Here is a 19,329-nt window from a genome sequence, read left to right as displayed (position 1 = left end):
TTAACTGGAATGCAAACATAGCGCACCTCCGGCGTGAGATTCCGCGCCGCGGCGGCCGCCGCCACTAGGCTTGGTCCATGACCGCAGCAGCCGCCCACTCCCCCGCCCCGAACTGGTCTTTCCGCGCCGATGAGGCCGCGCGTTCGGTGACCCGGCTGTTCGGGCAGCGGCTCTTCTTTCTGCCCGGCACGCACATCGCCGCGATCAGCCGCCCGTCCGGTCGGCTGAAAAACCTGGCCCGGCCGTGGCACTACTGGTGGCAGGCCCACTACGTGGACTGCCTCGTGGATACGGGCCGCCGCGAACTTGGCGTCGAGGGCCACGCGCCGGCCAAGTTCGACGGCGACAACCTGCCCAGCGCCGGCAAGCTCGCCTCCCGGCTGGTCACCGGGATCCGGCTGCGCAACTTCCTGACGGTCGTCAACAGCTACTACGACGACATGGCCTGGCTGGCCCTCGCCACCCTGCGGTTGGAGAAGCTCGCAGAGGACACCCGCAAGACCTCCGGCCGGCGCCGCAACGCCAAAGTGCTCAAGAGCCTCACCCTGCAGTTCGATTCGGCCTCCACCGACGACCTTGGCGGCGGCACGTTCTGGAGCAAGAAGCGCGACTTCAAGAACACCCCGGCCACGGCGCCGGTGGCCCTGTACTACGCCCGGACCGGGCAGGCGGCGAAGGCGCAGGCGCTGCTGGACTGGCTGGACGCCAAGCTCTACGACCCGGAACAGGGCATGTACCGGGACGGTCTGCGGATCGTCCCCGGCGGCGAGCTGGTGCTGGAAAGCGCCATCTACACTTACAACCAGGGTCCGGTCCTCGGTGCCCTGCTGGAGCTGGGCGGTGAGGCGAACCTGGAGCGGGCGGCGGCGCTGGTGGCCGCTGTGGGGCGCGGCCTCACCGTTGAGGCACCGCTGCTGGGACGCAAGGGCACGGTGCTCCGCTCGGAGGGAACCGGCGACGGCGGACTCTTCACCGGAATCCTCGTCCGCTACTTGGCCCTGGCCGCCGTCGACGAGCGGCTGCCCGCCCCGACCCGGACCGAAGCCGCCCTGCTCGTGAACGATACGGCGGAGGCATTCTGGGAAGGCCGGCGCCTGGTCGCGGCGCAGGAGCCGCTGGCCCGCAACGGCGCCCGGCTGGTCTTCTCGGCCCGCCCCGAACTGCCGGCGCGCCGGAGCTATCCGGCGGGCTCCGCCGTCGAACTCTCCACCCAGCTGCAGGCATGGATGGTGTTCGAGGCGGCGTCATCCATCGCCGGGAGGCTGCCCGCCGTCGACCCGCCGTCCGCGGAGGATACCGGAACCGAAGATGCCGGAACCGAAGGTGCCGGCGCGGAAAGCGCAACCCCGGCGCCGGAAGCCTCCGCCGCGAATTAAGTCACGCAATAGTTTCGTAATTCGTGTGATCCTCCTCACTTAAGGCGTTCTCGGCTTGGTTGCTTAGGTTTGGCTAACCTACAGTTTTTCGTAGTGAGCATGCCCTAACTTCCCCGCTCACGGGGGTTAGGCACCTACGACCTTTTCCTTGCAGAAAGTAGCCTCATGAAGATCCGCACCAATGCGCTGGCAGGCATTGCCCTCGCCGCCACCGCCGCGCTCGGCCTCGCAGCCTGTGGCTCCGGCGCCTCGACCTCCGGCAGCACTACCGGAGCCGACGGCAAGCCTGCCGGCGAGATTACGGTCTACAACGCCCAGCACGAATCCCTGACCAAGGAGTGGGTGGACGCCTTCACGGCGGAGACCGGCATCAAGGTCACCCTGCGCCAGGGTGACGACACCGAGATGTCCAACCAGATCATCCAGGAAGGCGCGGCCTCCCGCGCCGATGTGTTCCTCACCGAGAACTCCCCCGCCATGGCCCAGGTGGAAAACGCCGGCCTGTTCGCGGACGTGGACCAGGCCACCGTTGACCAGGTCCCCGCCGAGTTCCGGCCCTCCACCAACAAGTGGACCGGCATCGCCGCCCGCTCCACCGTGCTGGTCTACGACAAGGCCAAGCTGAGCGCGGACAAGCTGCCCAAGTCCATGCTGGACCTGGCCAAGCCCGAGTGGAAGGGCAAGTGGGCGGCCTCGCCGTCCGGCGCCGACTTCCAGGCGATCGTCTCCGCCCTGCTCGAACTCAAGGGCGAGGCCGCCACGGAGGAATGGCTTAAGGGCATGAAGGAGAACTACAAGGCCTACAAGGGCAACAGCACGGCCATGAAGGCAGTCAACGCCGGCGAGGTGGACGCCGCCCTGATCTACCACTACTACTACTACGGCGACCAGGCCAAGACCGGCGAGAACTCCAAGAACGTCACGCCGTACTACTTCAAGAACCAGGATCCCGGCGCGTTCGTCTCCGTCTCCGGCGGCGGCGTGCTCAAGTCCTCGAAGAACGCGGCGGCCGCCCAGGCCTTCCTGAAGTTCATCACCGGCAAGAAGGGCCAGGAAGTACTGCAAAAGGGCAACTCCTTCGAGTACGCGGTCGGCTCCGGCGTCCCGGCCAACGACAAGCTGGTGCCGCTCACCGAGCTCCAGGCCCCCAAGGTCGACCCGGCCAAGCTCAACTCCGCCAAGGTCACCGACCTGATGACCAAGGCAGGACTGCTCTAACCAGTGACCAAAACGCTGGCGGCTCCCGGAACCACCGGAAGCACGACGACGGCGGGCCGGGGCAAGCGCCCCCGCCCGCCTTTCGGCGTCTCCGTGGTGGCGATCCTGGCGGTCCTGATCGCCCTGTTTTCGCTGATCCCGCTCGGCTACGTGGCGGTCATGACGGTCGCCACCGGCTGGGACACCGCCGTCGGCCTGATTTTCCGCGCCCGGGTGGGCGAACTCCTGCTCAACACCGTGCTGCTCATGCTGATCACCGTCCCGCTCTGCGTGGTCCTCGGGGTAGGCGGCGCCTGGCTGGTGGAACGCACCACCCTCAAGGGCCACAAAGTGTGGGCCGTGCTGCTCGCGGCGCCGCTGGCGATTCCGGCCTTCGTCAACAGCTACGCCTGGGTTTCCGCGGTGCCGTCGATGGGCGGGCTCTGGTCCGGCGTGCTGATCGCGACGCTGTCCTACTTCCCGCTGGTCTACATCCCTGCCGCCGCGACGCTCAGCCGCCTGGATCCGGCCATCGAGCAGTCCGCCGCCTCGCTGGGCCTGGGCGCCTGGCGCGCCTTCTTCCGTGTGGTGCTGCCCCAGCTGCGGATCGCGATGACCGGCGGCGCGCTGCTGGTCTCACTGCACCTGCTGGCCGAGTACGGCGCGTTCGCGATGATCCGCTTTGACACCTTCACCACCGCGATCATGGTCCAGTACCAGTCCACTTTCAACGGGACGGCCGGGAACATGCTGGCCAGCGTGCTCGTGTTCTTCTGCCTGATCCTGCTCCTGGTGGAGGTCCGCGGCCGCGGCACGGCCCGCTACGCGCGGGTCGGCTCCGGCGCGCAGGCCAGGGCGCTGCGCCTGCCACTGCACTCCTACCAGCTGCCCGCACAGCTGGCCCTGCTGGCCCTCACCGCACTGGCGTTCGGGCTTCCGCTGACCTTCGTGCTGCGCTGGATCTACGCCGGCGGACCGGACATCTGGGCCGCCGACGAGTTCCTGCCGGCCCTGCTGCAGACCCTCGGCTACGGACTGGTCGGGGCCGCGGCCACCACCGTGGTCGCCTTCCCGATGGCCTACCTCGCCGTACGGCATCCCAGCTGGTTCAGCAAGGCCCTGGAACTGTCCAACTATGTCACCAGCTCCATGCCCGGCATCGTGGTGGGCCTGGCCTTTGTGACCGTGAGCATCCGGGTGGCGCCGGACCTCTACCAGACCACCGCCCTGCTGATCTCCGCCTATGTGCTGCTGTTCCTGCCGCGGGCTCTGGTGAACATCCGCTCCGGGCTCTCGCAGGCGCCCAAGGAGCTCGACGAGGCCGCGCAGGCCCTCGGCAAACCGCCGCTGCTGGCGTTCCTCCGGGTCACCCTGCGCCTCACCGCCCCGGCCGCGGCCGGCGGAGCCGCCCTGGTGTTCCTCGCGATCGTCAACGAACTGACCGCCACCCTGCTGCTCTCCCCCAACGGCACCCGCACCCTGGCCACCGAATTCTGGAGCAAGAGCAGCGAAATCGACTACGCCGGCGCCGCCCCCTACGCCCTGCTGATGATCCTGATCTCGGCGCCGATGACCTACCTTCTCTTCCAGCAGTCCAAGAAAGCAGCGGGACAGTGACCGAACAAAACCCCTCACGGCTTCCGGAACCCCGGATCGCCCCCTCCGTGGCGCCCAGCACCAACAGCCACCTGGAGGTCGAGGCCGTCACCAAGAACTTCGGCTCCCAGGCCGTCCTCAAGGGCGTCAACCTCTCGGTCGCCAAGGGCGGAACGACGGCGATCGTGGGCCCGTCCGGTTCAGGCAAGACCACACTGCTGCGGCTGATCGCCGGCTTCGAACACCCGGACACCGGCAGCATTTCGCTGAACGGCACCAAGGTGGCCGGCGACGGCGTCTGGGTTCCCGCGCACAAGCGGCACGTCGGCTACGTGGCGCAGGACGGCGCCCTGTTCCCGCACTTGTCCGTGGGCCAGAACATTTCCTTCGGCCTGGACGCCGGCAAACTCCCCGGCGGCCACCGCGGGGTCAAGGCCCGCGTCGCGGAACTGCTCGAGATGGTCGCGCTGGATCCGGCCATGGCCCGACGGCGTCCGCACCAGCTCTCCGGCGGCCAGCAGCAGCGCGTCGCCCTGGCCCGCGCCCTGGCCCGCGAGCCGGAACTGATGCTGCTCGATGAGCCGTTCTCCGCCCTCGACGCCGGCCTGCGCGTCGCCACCCGCCGCGCCGTCGGCAAGGTGCTCCACGACGCCGGCGTGACCACCATCCTGGTCACCCACGACCAGGCCGAGGCGCTCTCCTTCGCCGACCAGGTCGCGGTGATGCGCGGCGGGAAGCTCGCGCAGATCGGCAACCCGTTTGTGGTCTACACCCGCCCGGCGGACCGGGCCACCGCGGAGTTCCTCGGCGACGCCGTCATCCTGGATGCCTGGATGGAGGGCTCCCTGGCCACCTGCTCGCTGGGCGGCATTCCGGTCCGCCGGCCGCCGGCCCAGGGCCGGGTCCAGCTGATGCTCCGGCCCGAGCAGATCCGGATCGCCGAGGACGGCCCCATCCGCGGCACCGTGGTGGATACGGACTACTTCGGCCCGGAGACCACGGTACGACTCAAGCTCGCGGTCCCCCCGGTCCTGGCCGAGGGCGCCGTGGCGGACCACCGCTACCCCGGCGGCGGCGAGGTCATCACCATCCGGCACTGGAACGCCTCCATCGCCCGGCCCGGCACCGAACTGTGCCTGCGGGTGGTGGGTGAGGCCGTGGCCTTCCCGATGGACGACACCGCGCAGGACTGAGCCCGGCCGCGACCGGCGGGACCTCCGCCGGAGCCTCCACCGAAACCTCTGCTGGAACCTCTGCCGCGCGGGCAGGCCTAGGTCCGGCCCGGCCCTCCCGCATAGGCTGTGGCGCATGACTGTTCAGCCAGCCCTTCACCGTCAGCACTGTTCCGTGGCCGCCCCCACCCAGGTGTGGCTCGACGCCGACGGCCGGCTGGCCGGCGGCGCGTCCAGCGACAGCGCCGCGGGCCCCGGTACCGGCGGCGCAGCCGGCGGCGCCGCGGGCCCCGGTACCGGCGCCGGTGAGTGGTTCACCGGACTGCTGCACGGGGATACCCGGATGCTGTGCCGGGCCGAAGTGACCGTCAACGGGTTCGCACCGGAACCCGCCACGGTGGAGGCCTCCCCGGGCGGCGTGCTCCGCGTCCGCGGACTCGTGCGCGGTATCGAGGGCCCCACCGAGGATCCGGCCGTCGAACTCCTGCAGACCTGGACCGTCACGCCCGGGGCCGTCCGCGTCTCCCTGCGGCTGAGCACCTCGCTGGACGCCCTGGACGCGGAGATCCAGGTGCGGCTCGCGGCGGACTTCACCGACATGGCCGCCATCCGGCTCGGCCGCTACCGCGACCCCATGCAGCCCTCCGCGGCTGACGATTCGACGCTGCGCTGGAGCGAGGGCGGCAAGACGCTGACGGTGTCGGCGCCCGGCCGGGTCACCGGCGGCGAGCGGCTCACCTGGCGCGGGGCCGCGGGCCGCGGCAGGCCGCTGGAGGCCGAATGGCAGGCCGTGCTGGCCGACGCGGAGGACGCCGTGGTGGCCGCGCCGCCGCCGGCCGCCCGCCGCGTCCGGGCCGAGCCGGAGGGGCCGCTGGGCCTGCTCCTGGAAAACTCCCTCGACGAACTCGACGGGCTCCGGCTGGCCACCCGGAAGGCGCCCGATGCGCCCTTCCTGGCCGCCGGCGCCCCCTGGTATTTCACCCTCTTCGGCCGGGATTCGCTGTGGGCCGCCCGGCTGCTGCTGCCGTTCGACGCCGCCCTGGCCGCCGGAACCCTGCGCGCCCTCGCCGCGCACCAAGGCACGAAGACCGACGCCGCCGCGGCCGAGGAACCGGGCAAGATCCTGCACGAACTGCGCGCCAAGGAACTGGTGCTGGAAAGCCAGGCGCTGCGGCTGCCGCCGGTGTACTTCGGCGCCGTGGACTCGACCCCGCTGTGGCTGTGCCTGCTGGGGGAACTGGGACGTGCCGGCACCGACGACGCCGCGGTCCGTTCCCTGCTGCCCAACGCCGCCCGCGCCGCGCAGTGGATGCTGGCCGCCGGCGCCGCCGTCGGCAGCGGAGCTGCGGGAAATACGGCCAACGACGGCTTCCTCAGCTACCAGGACACCTCCGGGCACGGCCTGAGCAACCAGGGCTGGAAAGACTCCCGGGACGCCATGCAGTTCCGCGACGGCCGGCAAGCGGACGGCCCGATTGCCCTCGCCGAGGTGCAGGGCTACGCCTACCAGGCGGCGGTGGAGACCGCGGATCTCTTCGACGCCTATGGCGAGCCCGGGGCCCAAGGGCTGCGGGACTTCGCCGCGGCGCTGCAGCGCAACTTCCGCGAGCGCTTCTGGGTGCAGGACGACGGCGGCCGGTTCCCCGCGATGGCGCTCGATGGCCACGGCGAACCGCTGGACATCCCGGGCTCCAACATGGGACACCTGCTGGGCACCGGGATCCTGGACGCCGCGGAGGCGCGGCTGGTGGCGGACCGGCTGCTCAGCCCGGAGCTGTTCTCCGGCTACGGCCTGCACACCCTGTCCCGGCGGGCGGCAGGGTTCTGGCCGTTCAGCTACCACTGCGGTTCGGTCTGGAGCCACGACACCGCCATCGCGGTGAGGGGTCTGCTCAGCGAGGGGTTCACCGCCGAGGCACGGGTCCTCGCCGAGGGCCTGCTGGCGGCCGCAGGCTCGTTCGGGCACCGGCTCCCGGAGCTTTTCGCCGGTGTCACCGCGGCGGAGTCGGGGCGCGCGGTACCGTATCCGGCTTCGTGCCACCCGCAGGCGTGGTCCTCAGCGTCCGCGGTGGTGCTGGCCCAGGCGCTCGGCGTCGCCTTCTAAGGCGCCGGAACCGCCTTCCGCGCGGTGCGGAGGCCGTCGACCAGGACCACGATCCCGGTGACGGCGACCGCCAGGCCGAGGGAGGCGACGACGTCCGTGAGCCAGTGATAGCCGAGGTAGAGCCGGCTGAACCCGACCAACAGGGTGCCGAGCGCGGCCGCCGAAAACGCGAGCACCGCCGTCGGGCGCCGCACCGGAGAGCTGAGCGGACCCCGCGGGCCGGCTGCGCTGCCCAGGAGCAGGTACACCAGCACCAGCAGGAACACGCCGGTGCCGAAGGTGTGGCCGGAGGGGAAGGAGAGGGCGTCGTCCGGACCCATCAGGAAATCGGCTGCCGATGGCCTGCCGCGCGCCACCTCATGCTTGATCAGGGTGGACGCCCCGAACGTCGCTGCCATGGCTCCCAGAAGCAGCCCCGGCCGCCAGAGTTCGCGTTTCCGGACCGCCCAACCGAGGGCCAGCAGACCCCCGGTGACCAGCAGCAAGGCCGGGGACGTGACCGTGCTGACGGCCACCAGGAGACCGGTGGCCAGGGGCGACCTGCCCTCCACCAGGGCGTCGTGGACCCCGCCGTCGAGCAGGGCGAGCCCCGAGTCGGTCTGGACAGCGGCCAGCATCAGCCAGAACACCGCCTCGCCGGCCACCAGCAGGCCTGCTGCAGCGAAAAACACCGCGTGTTGCGACCGCGCGCCGGGAACGGCGGCGCGGGACTGGCCGCGTTGGGAGGTAGTCACCGGGCTACTCTGCCAGCCCGGGCTGTCGGGATCCCGGACGGCTACTGGGAGGTTCCTGAGGGTCCCGGGTCCGGCCGCCGGGTTTGCGGGTGCGGCGTCTCGTAGCGGGCGAGCATCTCGACGAAGCCGGCGATCTTGCGCTCCCGCGTGGACGCTTGCTTCACCGCATTGGTCCGGTAGATCAGGGCGTAGCGGTTCACGGACGTCAGGACCTCGAACATCGCCTGCGCCCGCTGGTCCGCCGCGATGGCTGCGGCCAGATCGTCCGGCACTTCGGCCGAGGCCTGGCCGGAGTACGCCGCCTCCCAGCGCCCGTCAGCCTTGGCACTTTCGACGGCGGCCCGTCCCGCCGGGGCCATCCGGCCGGCCGCTTCAAGGCGTCCGACGCGCTCCACGTTCCGGGCAGACCAGACGCTTTTAGGGCCGCGGCGGGTCATCCGCTGGAAGGACGTTTCGGCGTCCCGGCGCCTGCCCTGGCCGTCGATCCAGCCAAAGCACAGCGCCTCCTGCAGGGCAGCCTCGTAGTCGAGTTCCGTCACCGAGCCGCCCTTCTTGTGCAGCACCAGCCACACTCCGGGGCTGTCCGCGTGGTGCGTCTCCAGCCAGGCCCGCCACTCGGCGGCGTCTTTCACCAGCAGTTCCCTAAGCTCGGCAGCCATGGCACCATTGTGCTCCCAGACCGAACCACCAGGGAGATTCCCATGCTGCGTGTCCGTCCCATTCATTTCACCTCCCGACTGGACCAGTGGGAGCGCCTGCTGACCGATCTGGGCATGGTCAAGACCGTCGACGAGCCCACTTGGCGGGAGTTCGACGCCGGCGCCGGCCGCCTGGCGTTGCACTTCGCCGAAGAGGGCTCGGCGGAGGACGGCACCACCTCGTTCGGCGTCGAGGTCGGCGACCTGGCGGAATTCGCCCGCCGGACCAACGAAGCCGGGGCTGGTGCCGCCAGCGGCACCACCGCGGAACTCATCGACGCTGACCACGGCTCCTCGTGCCGGGTGTCTTCGCCGGATGGATTCAGCTTCCTGGCCGACCTCGCTGCTCGCGCGTCCGACGGCACCTGGTCCACTTCCGCGGAGGCGGAGGCTGGGCTCACCGTCGTCGGCATCTGGTTCGCGCAGGATCCGCGGGCGGCGACCCAAACCCTGCGCGACATCGGCGCCCACCCCCGCCCGGTGCCGGGCGCGCCCGGCGTTGGCTACGCCGACGCCGACATCGCCGAAACGGAGGCGTTCACGGCGAAGAACGGCGGCGTCCTGATGGTCGGCGCGGCTGCCGGATCCGCGCCGGGAACCGGGCGCGCCGGGCTGGGTTTTGAATACGACGGCGACCTTGACGCGCTCCGCGAGCGGCTCGCCGGGGCGGGGCATGAAGTGGCGGCCGTGGAGGACGCCGCCGTGCCGCTGCTGCACGTGGGCAACCCGGATGCGGACGGCAGCGCCGCCCACCCCCACGCCCTCTGGATCTCCGCGGACCCGGCGGAGGCCTAGGGCCGCGGACCACGCCCGGGGAACGCGGATGGGGTAGAACTTAACCATGAACGTTCGCACTCCCGACCCCAATCCCGGCTGGCTTTCCGACGAGGATCTGTTTGAAGCCCGCGGCCGGCTTCCCATGGTTTACGTGGAGGCCGTGCCGGTCCGGCTTGACCCGCTCGGGTTTGTGAACGAGGTCGGCACCCTGCTGCAGGCCGAAACCGACGGCACCATGGTCCGCTCCCTGGTGTCGGGCCGGGTGCTGTACCGCGAGACCATCCGGGCCGCCCTGCTGCGCCACATGGAAAAGGACCTCGGCCCGCTGGCCTTCCCGCAGCTGCCGATCAGCCCGGTCCCCTTTACCGTGGCCGAATACTTCCCGTCCCCGTCGCACACCGGGTTCACCGACGACCGTCAGCACGCCGTTGCGCTGGCCTACGTCATCCCCGTCACCGGCGAATGCTCGCCGCGCCAGGATGCCCTGGAACTGACCTGGATGACCCCGGAGGAAGTGATGAGCTCGGACGTGCAGCTGGAGTTCAGCGGCGGCCGCGGCGCCCTGATCCGGCAGGCGCTGGCGTTCGCCGGCGTCGGCCACTAGGGGCCTCCGCTCCGGGGCAGCTGGACCGCCCGGGGCGCCCGGACTGCCCCCGGCGTCCCCGATTTCGCGCGCCGGTCTTTGTAGACTGGTCAGCGGACCGAAAGAGAAGTTAAGGACTCCAGATGACCCACCCCACAGCCTCACTGAACTACAGCGAACGGCAGGCGGGATCTCTGCAGACCGGGGATCTGCTGCTCCTGCCGGACGCCGTGCGCACTGCCGAAATCCAGCGCGTCGACGTCGACACCGATGATTTCGGCTCCCCCGCGATCGTGCGCGCCACCCTCACCGGCGGTGGCGTGCTGCGGATCGCCGCCGGCTCCGTGGTCCTGGTCCGGGACGCCGCGCCGGAAGCCTTCGTGGCCTCCTCCGCTGACGACGCCGACCGGCCGGCCGACGATGCTCCCGAGACGGCTGCCGTTGAACCCGCCTCTTCTTCCGCCGACGACGGCGGCCCGGACCTGCAGCTAGTCCAGCACCGCACCGCGGAGGACGGCAGCCCGACGGCGGCTTCCGCCGTCGTCGTTCCTCCCCTGCCCGTGGCCCCGCCGGTTGCCAGCGGTCCCAGCGAAGCGGACCTGGCGCTGATCCCGGTTGCCGAGGGGACCCCCGAATCCGTCGTGGCGGCCGCGGCCGAGGCCCACCCCGATGCGCTGGGCGTGCTGCTGCTCAGCGACCGGCTGGTCAAGGGCATCAACACCAAATCCGGCAGCTGCCTCAAGGACCTCAGCGACCTGGCCCACGAGCTGTTCGTGGTGCTCAAGGACGCCGACAACGCCCTCGCCGTGGCGGACCTGCTCAACGTGCTGCCCTTCGACGGAAACCCCGGCCGCTGGGCGTCGGTGGAGGCGTCCCTCGCGCTGGCCAGCTACATCTGCCGGCAGCGCGGCGAAGAGGAGCGCGCGGCGGTCTACGAAAAGTTCCTCCGGGCGCCGGACGCGATGGAAACGGACCCGTTCAAGGCCCGGATCAACGCCAAGGTCCGCCAGCGCTCACTGAACGAACCGAACCTGTACGACAAGGAAATCTTCCGCGCCATCGACAGTTCCAACCCGGATGCGGAACGTGAATGGCGGCTGCTCCGGCTCGAGGCGCTCCTTTTCTTGCGCGCGCACGGCGGCTCGCAGACCATCGGCGGACCCGAACTGGAGCGCCGGATCGGCAACGAACTCGAGTCCGTCCGCGGCTGACCCGCTCCTGGGCCGGTGGCCGGTGGCCGGTGGTCATTCGGCCCTACCCCGGCACGCCCCGTCGCGGTAAATTCGCCCTCATGACGAACAATCTCAGCGTGGTGATCAACTCTGACGCGCAGCAGGTCTGGACGATGCTGCGCGAACCCGCGAAGGTCGCGCAGTGGCACGGCTGGGAGGCCGATGACCAGGCCGCCGAGATCGACGCGATCTACTTCAGCCCCAACGTGGTCGAGAGCGCGGACCACACCTCCCTCGTCGTCGACGGCGGCGACATTTTCACCCTCAAACCGGTCCCCGCCGGCACGGAAGTCAGCGTGACGCGCGCGGCGGTCGACCACAACTCGGAGTGGGCGGCCTGGGATGAGGACATCACCCAGGGCTGGCTGACCTTCCTGCACCAGCTCCGCTTCGCGCTGGAGCGGCACCCGCACGGCAAACGGCGGACGTTCTTCTTCTCGGTGCCGGGCACCGAGGGCTCCGCGATCGACAAGCTGGGCCTGTCCAAGGTGCCAGCCCCGGGCGAGCCGTACTCGCTCACCTTGGCCACCGGCGAGGAGATCGCCGGGAAGGTCTGGTTCCGGAGCAACCACCAGGTGGGCCTGACGGTCCACGGCTACGCCGAGCACGGCGACGGTCTGGTGATCGTGGCGGACCAGCCCGCCATCCCGGACGCCCGGCCCGACGGCGGCTCGCTGGTGATCGTCTCCACCTACGAGCTCGGCGCCCACCAGCTGGAGGCCATCCGCAACTACTGGGACACCTGGCGGGCTGAGAACTACCCCACATCCGATCCGCTGCACTAAGGATTCGGCGCTGTTAGCTGGCACACTTGAACGGTGCCAGCGAATCCTGAACCCGCGTCGTCCCCCCTGCTACCTGCCCGGCAATCCGAGTTTTCCTTCCGGGTGGGCAAGCGCCTGAGCGAAACGTGCGCGCCGTCGGACGCACAGGTGGCGGACAACGGCGGGGAGTTCCTGGGCCGCACCGGCACCATCACCACCCCGCATGGCGAGATCCAGACCCCGGCCTTCATTGCCGTCGGCACCAAGGCCACAGTCAAGTCCGTGCTGCCCGAGTCTGTCGCCGATCTCGGTGCCCAGGCAGTGCTGGCCAACGCCTACCACCTGTACCTGCAGCCCGGCGCGGACATCCTGGACGAAGCCGGCGGGCTCGGCGCTTTCATGAACTGGCGCGGCCCGACGTTCACGGATTCGGGCGGGTTCCAGGTGATGAGCCTCGGCTCCGGGTTCAAGAAGGTTATCGACATGAAGTCGGTGGACACGTCCGGCCCGGACGACGCCGTCGCCCCCGGGAAGGAGCGTCTGGCCCACGTCGACGAGGAGGGCGTGTGGTTCAAGAGCCACCTGAACGGCGACCGGCACCGCTTCAGCCCCGAGATATCCATGAACGTCCAGCACCAGATCGGCGCCGACATCATGTTCGCCTTCGATGAGCTGACCACGCTGCAGAATTCCCGCGGCTACCAGGAGGAGTCGCTGGAGCGCACCCGCCGCTGGGCCGAACGCTGCATCATCGAGCACTTCCGGCTCACGGAGGAGCGCGCCGGCAAGCCGTACCAGGCACTCTTCGGCGTGATCCAGGGCGCCCAGTACGAGGACCTGCGCCGGAAGGCCTGCCGGGACCTCGGCGCCATGAACTTCGACGGCTTCGGCATTGGCGGGGCGCTGGAGAAGGAGAACCTGGGCACGATTGTGCGCTGGTGCAATGAGGAACTGCCGGAGAACAAGCCGCGGCACCTGCTGGGCATCTCCGAGCCGGACGACATTTTCACCGCGATCGAGAACGGCGCGGATACCTTCGACTGCGTCTCCCCCACCCGGGTGGCCCGCAACTCGGCGTTCTACCACCCCACCGGCCGGTACAACCTCTCCGGCGCCATGTACAAGCGCGACTTCGGCCCGCTGCAGGAAGGCTGCGACTGCTACGCCTGCCTGAACTACTCCCGCGCCTACATCCACCACCTGTTCAAGGCCAAGGAAATGGTCTCGGCCACCCTGATCTCAATCCACAACGAACGCTTCGTGGTGAAGATGGTCGACGACGCCCGCCTCGCCATCGAGGACGGCACCTTCTTCGAGTTCAAGGCCGAGACGCTGGCCCGGTACTACTCCTAGGCATTTCGGTTAGGCCGGCCCTCCGGCGTGGTCTGCCCGCCCCGACCCTCCTTCGGCCGTTTCGACGGTTCCCTGCGCGTTCGACGCGGGTAAACGTCGAGCTCGCAGGGAACCGTCGACATGGCGTCGGATAGGCTGGCCGGATGTTTATTGAGATCCCCGCCGCAGACGGCACCGCCGAGGCCCTGGTGGCCCGCCCCTCCGCCGGCACGGGCCCGTTCCCGGGTGTCATCCTCTACATGGACGCCTTCGGCCTGCGCCCCCGCATCCAGGACATGGCGCAGCGCATCGCCGACTGGGGCTACGTGGTCCTGGCCCCGAACGTGTTCTACCGCGAAGGAACGGCGGCCGAACTGGCCCCGGCCCTGGACATGACGACGCCGGAGGGCCGCGAGGCGGCGGGCGCGGCCGCCTTCCCGCGCGTCGGACGCCTCACCACGGACAAGGCGCTGCCGGATATTGACGCTTGGGTGGATGCGCTGCGCGGGCTCGACGGCGTCGCCCCAGGCCCCATCGGCGTCACCGGCTACTGCATGGGTGCACGGCTTGCCGTCCGCACCGCAACCGCCCACCCCGAGGCTGTGGCGGCCTGCGGCGGTTTCCACGGCGGCGGCCTGGCCACCGACGAGCCGGACAGCCCCCACCTGGGACTCGGCACCACCCGCGCCCGGTTCGTCTTCGGCCACGCCGATCATGACCGGAGCATGGATCAGGACGCCGTCGCGCAGCTGGGCCAGGCCCTGGACGCGGCCGGCCTGAAGGCTGCCAACGAAATCTACGCGGGGGCACCGCACGGCTATTCGATGGCTGACACCTCCGCGTTCCATGCCGATGCGACGGAACGGCACTTCCGCGAGCTCCGCGACCTCCTCGACGGGACGCTCAAGGGCTGACTGACGGCCCCCGACTGCGCCGTTTCGCAGGCCCTGGCCGTTTCGACGGTTCCCTGCGTGCTCGATGTAACCAAGCAGCCGTCCTGAAGGGAACCGTCGAAACGGCGTTGTCCACATACGCCCACGGTGCTCTGGAGCGAGCCGGGCGGGTGGTCAAAGCTGATCCCATGCTCACCAAACTTCCCGGCAACGGTACCCTCTGGCGCACGAACCAGCTCCTGGCCTCCGGACTCAATTCCCGGGCCATTGCCGGGCTCGTCCGGGACGGAGGCCTGGTCCGGCTCCGTCGTGGCTGCTACGGCCGCGGCGAGTGGTGGCGGGACCTTGACGCCCCGGCCCGCCGTCGGCAGCTCATTTCTGCGCACGCGCTCGGAACGTTGACGACGTCGGCGGGAGGCTTCGTGTACAGCCACATCTCAGGTGCCAGCCTCCATGAACTCCAGCTGTGGAAGGTCGATGACCGCGTGCACCTGACACAGAACGGCTGCCCCTCGGGGATTTCGCACGGGCGTGACGTCGTTGCCCACACCAGGCGGGTGACAAGCCGCGAGATGTGTTTCGTGGACGGATTGCCGTGCACGTCTTTGGAACGCACGGTTGTGGATTGCTGCCTGATGTTCACCGTGCCGCAGGCTGTGATCCTGGTCGACCATGCGGCCCGCCTGGGGGCGGACCTCGGCCTGATCCGCGCCCAGTGTGGTGCCCTCGCCGGGCGTAACGGAGTGGTCGCGTTGCGCCGGGCCCTCGAGTTGGCTGATCCTCGCTCCGAATCTGCCGGGGAGAGCCTTACCAGGGAACTGCTGCACCGGATCGGGATTACGCCGCCGGAGCTGCAGTACAGCGTCCTGACGCCGCTCGGGGTATACCGGCTGGATTTTGCGTGGCCCGAGCGCAAGGTTGCCCTCGAGTTCGACGGCAAGAACAAGTACTTCGAGTACCGGCCCACCGCCGAGGTCGTGTTCGCGGAACGGCAGCGTGAGACGGCGTTGACGGAGCAGGGCTGGACGTTCCTCCGCATCAGCTGGAAGCACCTGTTCAACGAGGTGGAGTTCAAGTACCGGGTCCTGCGGGCGTTGAACCGCGGGGCTGAATCCGCGCCGTTTCGACGCTCCGCTGCCGGCTAGACGCTTCCCAGCGTCGAGTGGGGCTTGGAACCGTCGAAACGGCGGATGTTGCCGGCGGAGCTAGACCGCCCCGTAGCTCGGTTCGCGCCTCTTCACCCAGCCGATGGCGAGCGTGGTCAGCGGCACGAAGGCGAACTCCACGAGGGTCTTGTAAAGGAAGCCCACCAGGACGTAGTTCACGAACATCGCCACGTCGGTAATTCCAATGACGGACGCGGCGATGCTACAGAAGATCAGCGTGTCCACGAACTCGCCCGCCACGGAGGACCCCATGATGCGGGCCCAGAGGGATTTCTCGCCGGTCCGGGCCTTCATCTTCACCAGGATCCACGAGTTGATCGTCTGGCCGGCGAGGAAGGCCAGCAGGGAGGCGAGCACGATCTGCGGGACCGGGCCAAGGGCGCCCTCCAGCGCGGACTGCTTGGCGGCACCGTATTCGTCGTCAAAGCCGGGCAGCACAATGATGATCCAGTAGCAGAGGGACGCGAACACGGACAGCGCGAAGGTGGTGATGATGGCCTTGCGCGCCACCTTGAAGCCGTAGACCTCGCTGATCACATCGCCCAGGATGTAGGCCAGCGGGAAGAGGAAGAATCCGCCGTCGGTGATGATCGGGCCGATGGCCACGCCCTTGGACGCCCCGATGTTGGACAGGATCAGCACCACGGCCATGACGGCCAGCATGATGCCAAAGTAGGGGGAACCGATTGAGGCGAACTTCGGTGGGGCCGCAGCCGGGAAGGTCTTGGCGGAAGTCATGGGTGTTCCATTCGTAGTGGTTCGCTCGGCGGCCCGGACCGCGTGAACGGGCGCGGGACAGCCGGCTGTATTAGCACTGGAGGGTTCCTGCGGCACGGGGCCCGGAACCGCATCTATTCTCCCACCTGGGCGGCTCCCCCAGGGTGCCCGCCCCGGCAACCGCAGCACGGACGTAAACGACGACGGCGGACCGCCGGCTCCGGGACCGAAGTCCAGAAGCCGGCACCCCGCCGTCGTCCGTGGTGCGCCCTTTCGATGGTTCCCTGCCCATTCGATGCTGGGCAGCGTCGTGGGCGCAGGGAACCGTCGAAACGGCCGCAGCCCGGGCGCCTGGAGAACCCCCGGGAACCCTAGCGGCGCGAGGCGTCGACGAGGTCCTTGCCGTCGTCCTCGCGGGCCGCGGCGGGCTCCCAGGCGTGGCCCTGCTCGTGGTCCAGGTGCGTGGACTTCTTGTTCTTCAACGCGAAGATGTAGACCAGCAGCGAAATCGCAATGGCCACCGTGACGTAGGTGAAGAACAGCTCCTCCTGGTTGGCCTTCTGCAGCGCCGCGCCGATCAGCGGGACGGTGCCACCGAAGAGCGAGTTGGCGATCGCGTAGCCCAGCCCGACGCCGAGGGCGCGGATGGAGGCGGGAAACAGCTCGGCCTTCACCAAGGCGTTGATCGAGGTGTAGCCGCCAACGATCAGCAGCCCGCCCATCATCAGCAGGAACGCCGTCAGCGGATCCTTGGTGCCCGCCAGGGTGGAGAGCAGCGGCCAGGTGAACAGGACGCCGGTAATGCCGAACCAGAGCAGGAGCGGCTTGCGGCCCACCTTGTCCGAGATGATGCCGTAGACCGGCTGGAGCAGCATGAAGATGAACAGCGCCCAGAAGTTGATCACCGAGGTGTCGGTCTTGGCGATGCCCGAGGTGTCATTCATGAACTTCAGGATGAAGTTGGTGTACGTGTAGAACGCCACGGTGCCGCCGAGCGTGATGCCGATGCAGATCATCAGCGGCTTCCAGTAGCTGGTGAAGAGCAGCTTCATGGTGCCCGGCTGCGCTTCGCCGGCAACCGCAGGTGCCTTGGCCGCCTCGATCTGTTCGGCCGAAACGGTTTCTTCCATGGAGCGCCGCAGCCACAGCACCACCAGGGCCGCGACGCCGCCGATCGCGAACGGGATCCGCCAGCCCCATTCGCCCAGGTCAGCCTTGGGCATCACGTTCTGCAGGACGACCAGGACCAGCAGGGCCAGCATCTGGCCGCCGATCAGCGTGACGTACTGGAAGCTGGAGAAGAAGCCGCGGCGCTTGCTGGTGGCGGCCTCGGACATGTAGGTGGCGCTGGTGCCGTACTCGCCGCCCACCGAGAAGCCCTGGATCACGCGGATGAGGACTAGCAGGATCATCGCCCACAGGCCGATTTGCTGCTGCGTGGGAAGGATGGCGATCGCGAAGGACCCGGCGGACATCATGGTCACGCTCAGGGTCAGGGCAGCTTTGCGGCCCTTGCGGTCGGCGTAACGGCCGAAGAACCAGGCGCCGATGGGGCGCATCAGGAACGACGTCGAGAAGACGGCCATCGCCTCAAGGCCCGCCTGGAGCTCGTCCTTGGAATTGAAGAAGTGTGACTGGAAATAAGCCGCGAAGACTGTGTAGACGTAGAGGTCGTACCATTCGACGAGGTTGCCGGCCGAGCCTTTGAGGATGTTGCCGACGGCTTTCCGGGTCCGGGCCGCTTCGGACAGTTGGGTGCTCATCAATGAACCTTCCTGGATCCGGCATCGCAAGAGAGCAATACCGTCCGCCACCATATTCCCGGTGACCCATAACACTCGGGTTTTGGTCATATTGGTCATATGCCCAATGCGGGCGGTTTTGCGCGAGTGGCAGGATAGGTCTATGACTTCTTATGCCGTGGACCACGTGACCTCCGACGCCAGCGCCTACCCGGCCGTCGCCCTGACCATCGCCGGCTCCGAGGCCACCGGCGGCGCCGGCGCGCAGGCGGACCTGAAGACCTTCCAGGAGCTCGGCGTCTTCGGCATCGCGAACCTGACCTGCATCGTCTCCTTCGATCGAAAGGACAACTGGAACCACCGCTTCGTGGCCATCGACCAGCAGGTCATCGCCGACCAGCTGGAGGCGACGACGGCGGCGTACGGTGCCGCGTCCGGCGCACCGTCGGTGATGGACACGGTGAAGATCGGCATGCTGGGCAGCCCCGCAACGATTTCCACCGTGGCGTCGGCGCTCGCTGACTCTGCTTTCCGCAACGTGGTGCTGGACCCGGTGCTGATCTGCAAGGGCCAGGAGCCGGGCCACGCCCTGGACACCGACGAGGCGCTCAAGGCGCAGATCCTGCCGCTGGCCACCTTCGTCACGCCGAACCACTTCGAGGCGGAGTCACTCTCCGGACTGGAGATCACCGATGTCGACTCGCTCAAGGCCGCCGCCGTGCGCATCCATGAGCTCAGCGGCGCCGCGGTGCTCGCCAAGGGCGGCGTGCGGCTGGCCGGGCCCGACGCCGTCGACGTCTACTACGACGGCGGGACGCTGGAGGTCCTCTCCGCCCCTAAGGTGGGCGAGGTGGCCGTCTCCGGCGCCGGCTGCTCGCTGGCCGCGGCCGTGACGGCGGAGCTGGCCAAGGGCGCCACCCCGCTGGAGGCCGCCCGCACGGCGAAGGAGTTTGTCACCGCGGGGATCCGGAACCGGGTGGCCTCGGGCGCCCCGTTCGACGCGCTCTGGCAGGGCGGCCCGCGCTAGCCCCGCCCAGATACGACGCTCCCTCACCTCTGGCCGCTACCCCCCGGACGCTCCCTCACCTCTGGCAGCTACCCTCCGGACGCTCCCTCAGGTGTGGCGGCTACCCGCCGGACGCTCCCTCAGGTGTGGCGGCTGCCCGCCGGACGCTCCCTCAGCTCTAGCGGCTACCCGCCGGACGCTCCCTCACCTGCTGAGGGAGCGTCCGGTTTTTGCAGGCAA

Annotated in this window: 17 protein-coding genes; 13 read left to right on the top strand and 4 right to left on the bottom strand. The window is 69.2% G+C overall.

Features of this window, described 5'->3' with window-relative positions:
- Nucleotides 1-77: 77 nt before the first annotated feature.
- The 5 genes from AC1MBE_RS11925 to AC1MBE_RS11905 all read left to right on the top strand — a co-directional run bounded on the left by AC1MBE_RS11925 (nt 78) and on the right by AC1MBE_RS11905 (nt 7,445).
- Nucleotides 78-1,376, top strand: coding sequence for a glycoside hydrolase family 76 protein (locus tag AC1MBE_RS11925; RefSeq protein ID WP_479778493.1), 1,299 nt, complete (start codon nt 78-80; stop codon nt 1,374-1,376).
- Between the two features lie 165 nt (nt 1,377-1,541).
- Complete coding sequence (locus AC1MBE_RS11920; protein ID WP_479778491.1) at nt 1,542-2,594, top strand: iron ABC transporter substrate-binding protein; 1,053 nt, start codon at nt 1,542-1,544, stop codon at nt 2,592-2,594.
- 3 nt (nt 2,595-2,597) lie between these two features.
- Nucleotides 2,598-4,190, top strand: coding sequence for an ABC transporter permease (locus AC1MBE_RS11915; protein ID WP_479778489.1), 1,593 nt, complete (start codon nt 2,598-2,600; stop codon nt 4,188-4,190).
- Entirely contained in the window at nt 4,187-5,362 is a 1,176-nt protein-coding gene (locus AC1MBE_RS11910; protein ID WP_479778487.1) for an ABC transporter ATP-binding protein, read from the top strand. The genes AC1MBE_RS11915 and AC1MBE_RS11910 overlap by 4 nt, the downstream gene beginning before the upstream one ends.
- Before the next feature lie 115 nt (nt 5,363-5,477).
- Nucleotides 5,478-7,445 (top strand): glycogen debranching N-terminal domain-containing protein, encoded by a 1,968-nt coding sequence (locus tag AC1MBE_RS11905; RefSeq protein ID WP_479778485.1) that lies wholly within the window; start codon nt 5,478-5,480, stop codon nt 7,443-7,445.
- Here the strand turns inward: AC1MBE_RS11905 and AC1MBE_RS11900 are convergent.
- Complete coding sequence (locus AC1MBE_RS11900) at nt 7,442-8,179, bottom strand: phosphatase PAP2 family protein (protein ID WP_479778483.1); 738 nt, start codon at nt 8,177-8,179, stop codon at nt 7,442-7,444. The two genes, AC1MBE_RS11905 and AC1MBE_RS11900, sit on opposite strands and share 4 nt — an antisense overlap.
- 41 nt (nt 8,180-8,220) lie before the next feature.
- Nucleotides 8,221-8,838, bottom strand: a complete 618-nt coding sequence (locus AC1MBE_RS11895; RefSeq protein ID WP_479778481.1) for a YdeI/OmpD-associated family protein — start codon at nt 8,836-8,838, stop codon at nt 8,221-8,223.
- 42 nt (nt 8,839-8,880) lie between these two features.
- Here AC1MBE_RS11895 and AC1MBE_RS11890 point away from each other — a divergent pair, with 42 nt between their 5' ends.
- The 7 genes from AC1MBE_RS11890 to AC1MBE_RS11860 all read left to right on the top strand — a co-directional run bounded on the left by AC1MBE_RS11890 (nt 8,881) and on the right by AC1MBE_RS11860 (nt 15,603).
- Complete coding sequence (locus AC1MBE_RS11890; RefSeq protein WP_479778479.1) at nt 8,881-9,672, top strand: VOC family protein; 792 nt, start codon at nt 8,881-8,883, stop codon at nt 9,670-9,672.
- 46 nt (nt 9,673-9,718) lie between these two features.
- Nucleotides 9,719-10,258: an NUDIX hydrolase family protein gene (locus AC1MBE_RS11885; RefSeq protein ID WP_479778477.1), complete on the top strand. Its 540-nt coding sequence runs from the start codon at nt 9,719-9,721 to the stop codon at nt 10,256-10,258.
- A 122-nt stretch (nt 10,259-10,380) separates the two neighbouring features.
- On the top strand, nt 10,381-11,448 hold the full coding sequence (locus AC1MBE_RS11880) for a DUF6707 family protein (RefSeq protein ID WP_479778475.1): 1,068 nt from the start codon (nt 10,381-10,383) through the stop codon (nt 11,446-11,448).
- Nucleotides 11,449-11,528: 80 nt separating this feature from the next.
- On the top strand, nt 11,529-12,254 hold the full coding sequence (locus tag AC1MBE_RS11875) for an SRPBCC family protein (protein WP_479778473.1): 726 nt from the start codon (nt 11,529-11,531) through the stop codon (nt 12,252-12,254).
- A 33-nt stretch (nt 12,255-12,287) separates the two neighbouring features.
- Nucleotides 12,288-13,586, top strand: coding sequence for a tRNA guanosine(34) transglycosylase Tgt (gene tgt, locus AC1MBE_RS11870; protein ID WP_479778471.1), 1,299 nt, complete (start codon nt 12,288-12,290; stop codon nt 13,584-13,586).
- 143 nt (nt 13,587-13,729) lie between these two features.
- Nucleotides 13,730-14,479, top strand: coding sequence for a dienelactone hydrolase family protein (locus AC1MBE_RS11865; protein ID WP_479778469.1), 750 nt, complete (start codon nt 13,730-13,732; stop codon nt 14,477-14,479).
- A 167-nt stretch (nt 14,480-14,646) separates the two neighbouring features.
- Nucleotides 14,647-15,603, top strand: a complete 957-nt coding sequence (locus AC1MBE_RS11860; RefSeq protein WP_479778467.1) for a type IV toxin-antitoxin system AbiEi family antitoxin domain-containing protein — start codon at nt 14,647-14,649, stop codon at nt 15,601-15,603.
- A 60-nt stretch (nt 15,604-15,663) separates the two neighbouring features.
- On the opposite strand, the gene AC1MBE_RS11855 is transcribed toward AC1MBE_RS11860, so the two are convergent.
- Together AC1MBE_RS11855 and AC1MBE_RS11850 are read right to left on the bottom strand one after the other, a co-directional pair.
- Nucleotides 15,664-16,362 (bottom strand): queuosine precursor transporter, encoded by a 699-nt coding sequence (locus AC1MBE_RS11855; RefSeq protein WP_479778465.1) that lies wholly within the window; start codon nt 16,360-16,362, stop codon nt 15,664-15,666.
- A gap of 350 nt (nt 16,363-16,712) precedes the next feature.
- Nucleotides 16,713-18,104 carry an MFS transporter gene (locus AC1MBE_RS11850; protein ID WP_479778464.1) on the bottom strand — a complete coding sequence of 464 codons (1,392 nt, stop codon included), beginning with the start codon at nt 18,102-18,104 and terminating at the stop codon, nt 16,713-16,715.
- A gap of 142 nt (nt 18,105-18,246) precedes the next feature.
- Here AC1MBE_RS11850 and AC1MBE_RS11845 point away from each other — a divergent pair, with 142 nt between their 5' ends.
- Entirely contained in the window at nt 18,247-19,110 is an 864-nt protein-coding gene (locus tag AC1MBE_RS11845; RefSeq protein WP_479778462.1) for a hydroxymethylpyrimidine/phosphomethylpyrimidine kinase, read from the top strand.
- Nucleotides 19,111-19,329 lie beyond the last annotated feature (219 nt).

This window comes from Arthrobacter sp. BG5, from assembly GCF_056680155.1.
This window is presented reverse-complemented; position numbering and strand designations above follow the sequence as displayed.

Excerpts from the sequence above, each read along its gene's own strand:
- AC1MBE_RS11925 (WP_479778493.1), top strand. The coding sequence starts at position 78 with ATGACCGCAGCAGCCGCCCACTCCCCCGCCCCGAACTGGTCTTTCCGC.
- AC1MBE_RS11920 (WP_479778491.1), top strand. The coding sequence starts at position 1,542 with ATGAAGATCCGCACCAATGCGCTGGCAGGCATTGCCCTCGCCGCCACC.
- AC1MBE_RS11905 (WP_479778485.1), top strand. The coding sequence starts at position 5,478 with ATGACTGTTCAGCCAGCCCTTCACCGTCAGCACTGTTCCGTGGCCGCC.
- AC1MBE_RS11895 (WP_479778481.1), bottom strand. The coding sequence starts at position 8,838 with ATGGCTGCCGAGCTTAGGGAACTGCTGGTGAAAGACGCCGCCGAGTGG.
- AC1MBE_RS11890 (WP_479778479.1), top strand. The coding sequence starts at position 8,881 with ATGCTGCGTGTCCGTCCCATTCATTTCACCTCCCGACTGGACCAGTGG.
- AC1MBE_RS11885 (WP_479778477.1), top strand. The coding sequence starts at position 9,719 with ATGAACGTTCGCACTCCCGACCCCAATCCCGGCTGGCTTTCCGACGAG.
- AC1MBE_RS11880 (WP_479778475.1), top strand. The coding sequence starts at position 10,381 with ATGACCCACCCCACAGCCTCACTGAACTACAGCGAACGGCAGGCGGGA.
- AC1MBE_RS11875 (WP_479778473.1), top strand. The coding sequence starts at position 11,529 with ATGACGAACAATCTCAGCGTGGTGATCAACTCTGACGCGCAGCAGGTC.
- AC1MBE_RS11865 (WP_479778469.1), top strand. The coding sequence starts at position 13,730 with ATGTTTATTGAGATCCCCGCCGCAGACGGCACCGCCGAGGCCCTGGTG.
- AC1MBE_RS11860 (WP_479778467.1), top strand. The coding sequence starts at position 14,647 with ATGCTCACCAAACTTCCCGGCAACGGTACCCTCTGGCGCACGAACCAG.
- AC1MBE_RS11855 (WP_479778465.1), bottom strand. The coding sequence starts at position 16,362 with ATGACTTCCGCCAAGACCTTCCCGGCTGCGGCCCCACCGAAGTTCGCC.
- AC1MBE_RS11850 (WP_479778464.1), bottom strand. The coding sequence starts at position 18,104 with ATGAGCACCCAACTGTCCGAAGCGGCCCGGACCCGGAAAGCCGTCGGC.
- AC1MBE_RS11845 (WP_479778462.1), top strand. The coding sequence starts at position 18,247 with ATGACTTCTTATGCCGTGGACCACGTGACCTCCGACGCCAGCGCCTAC.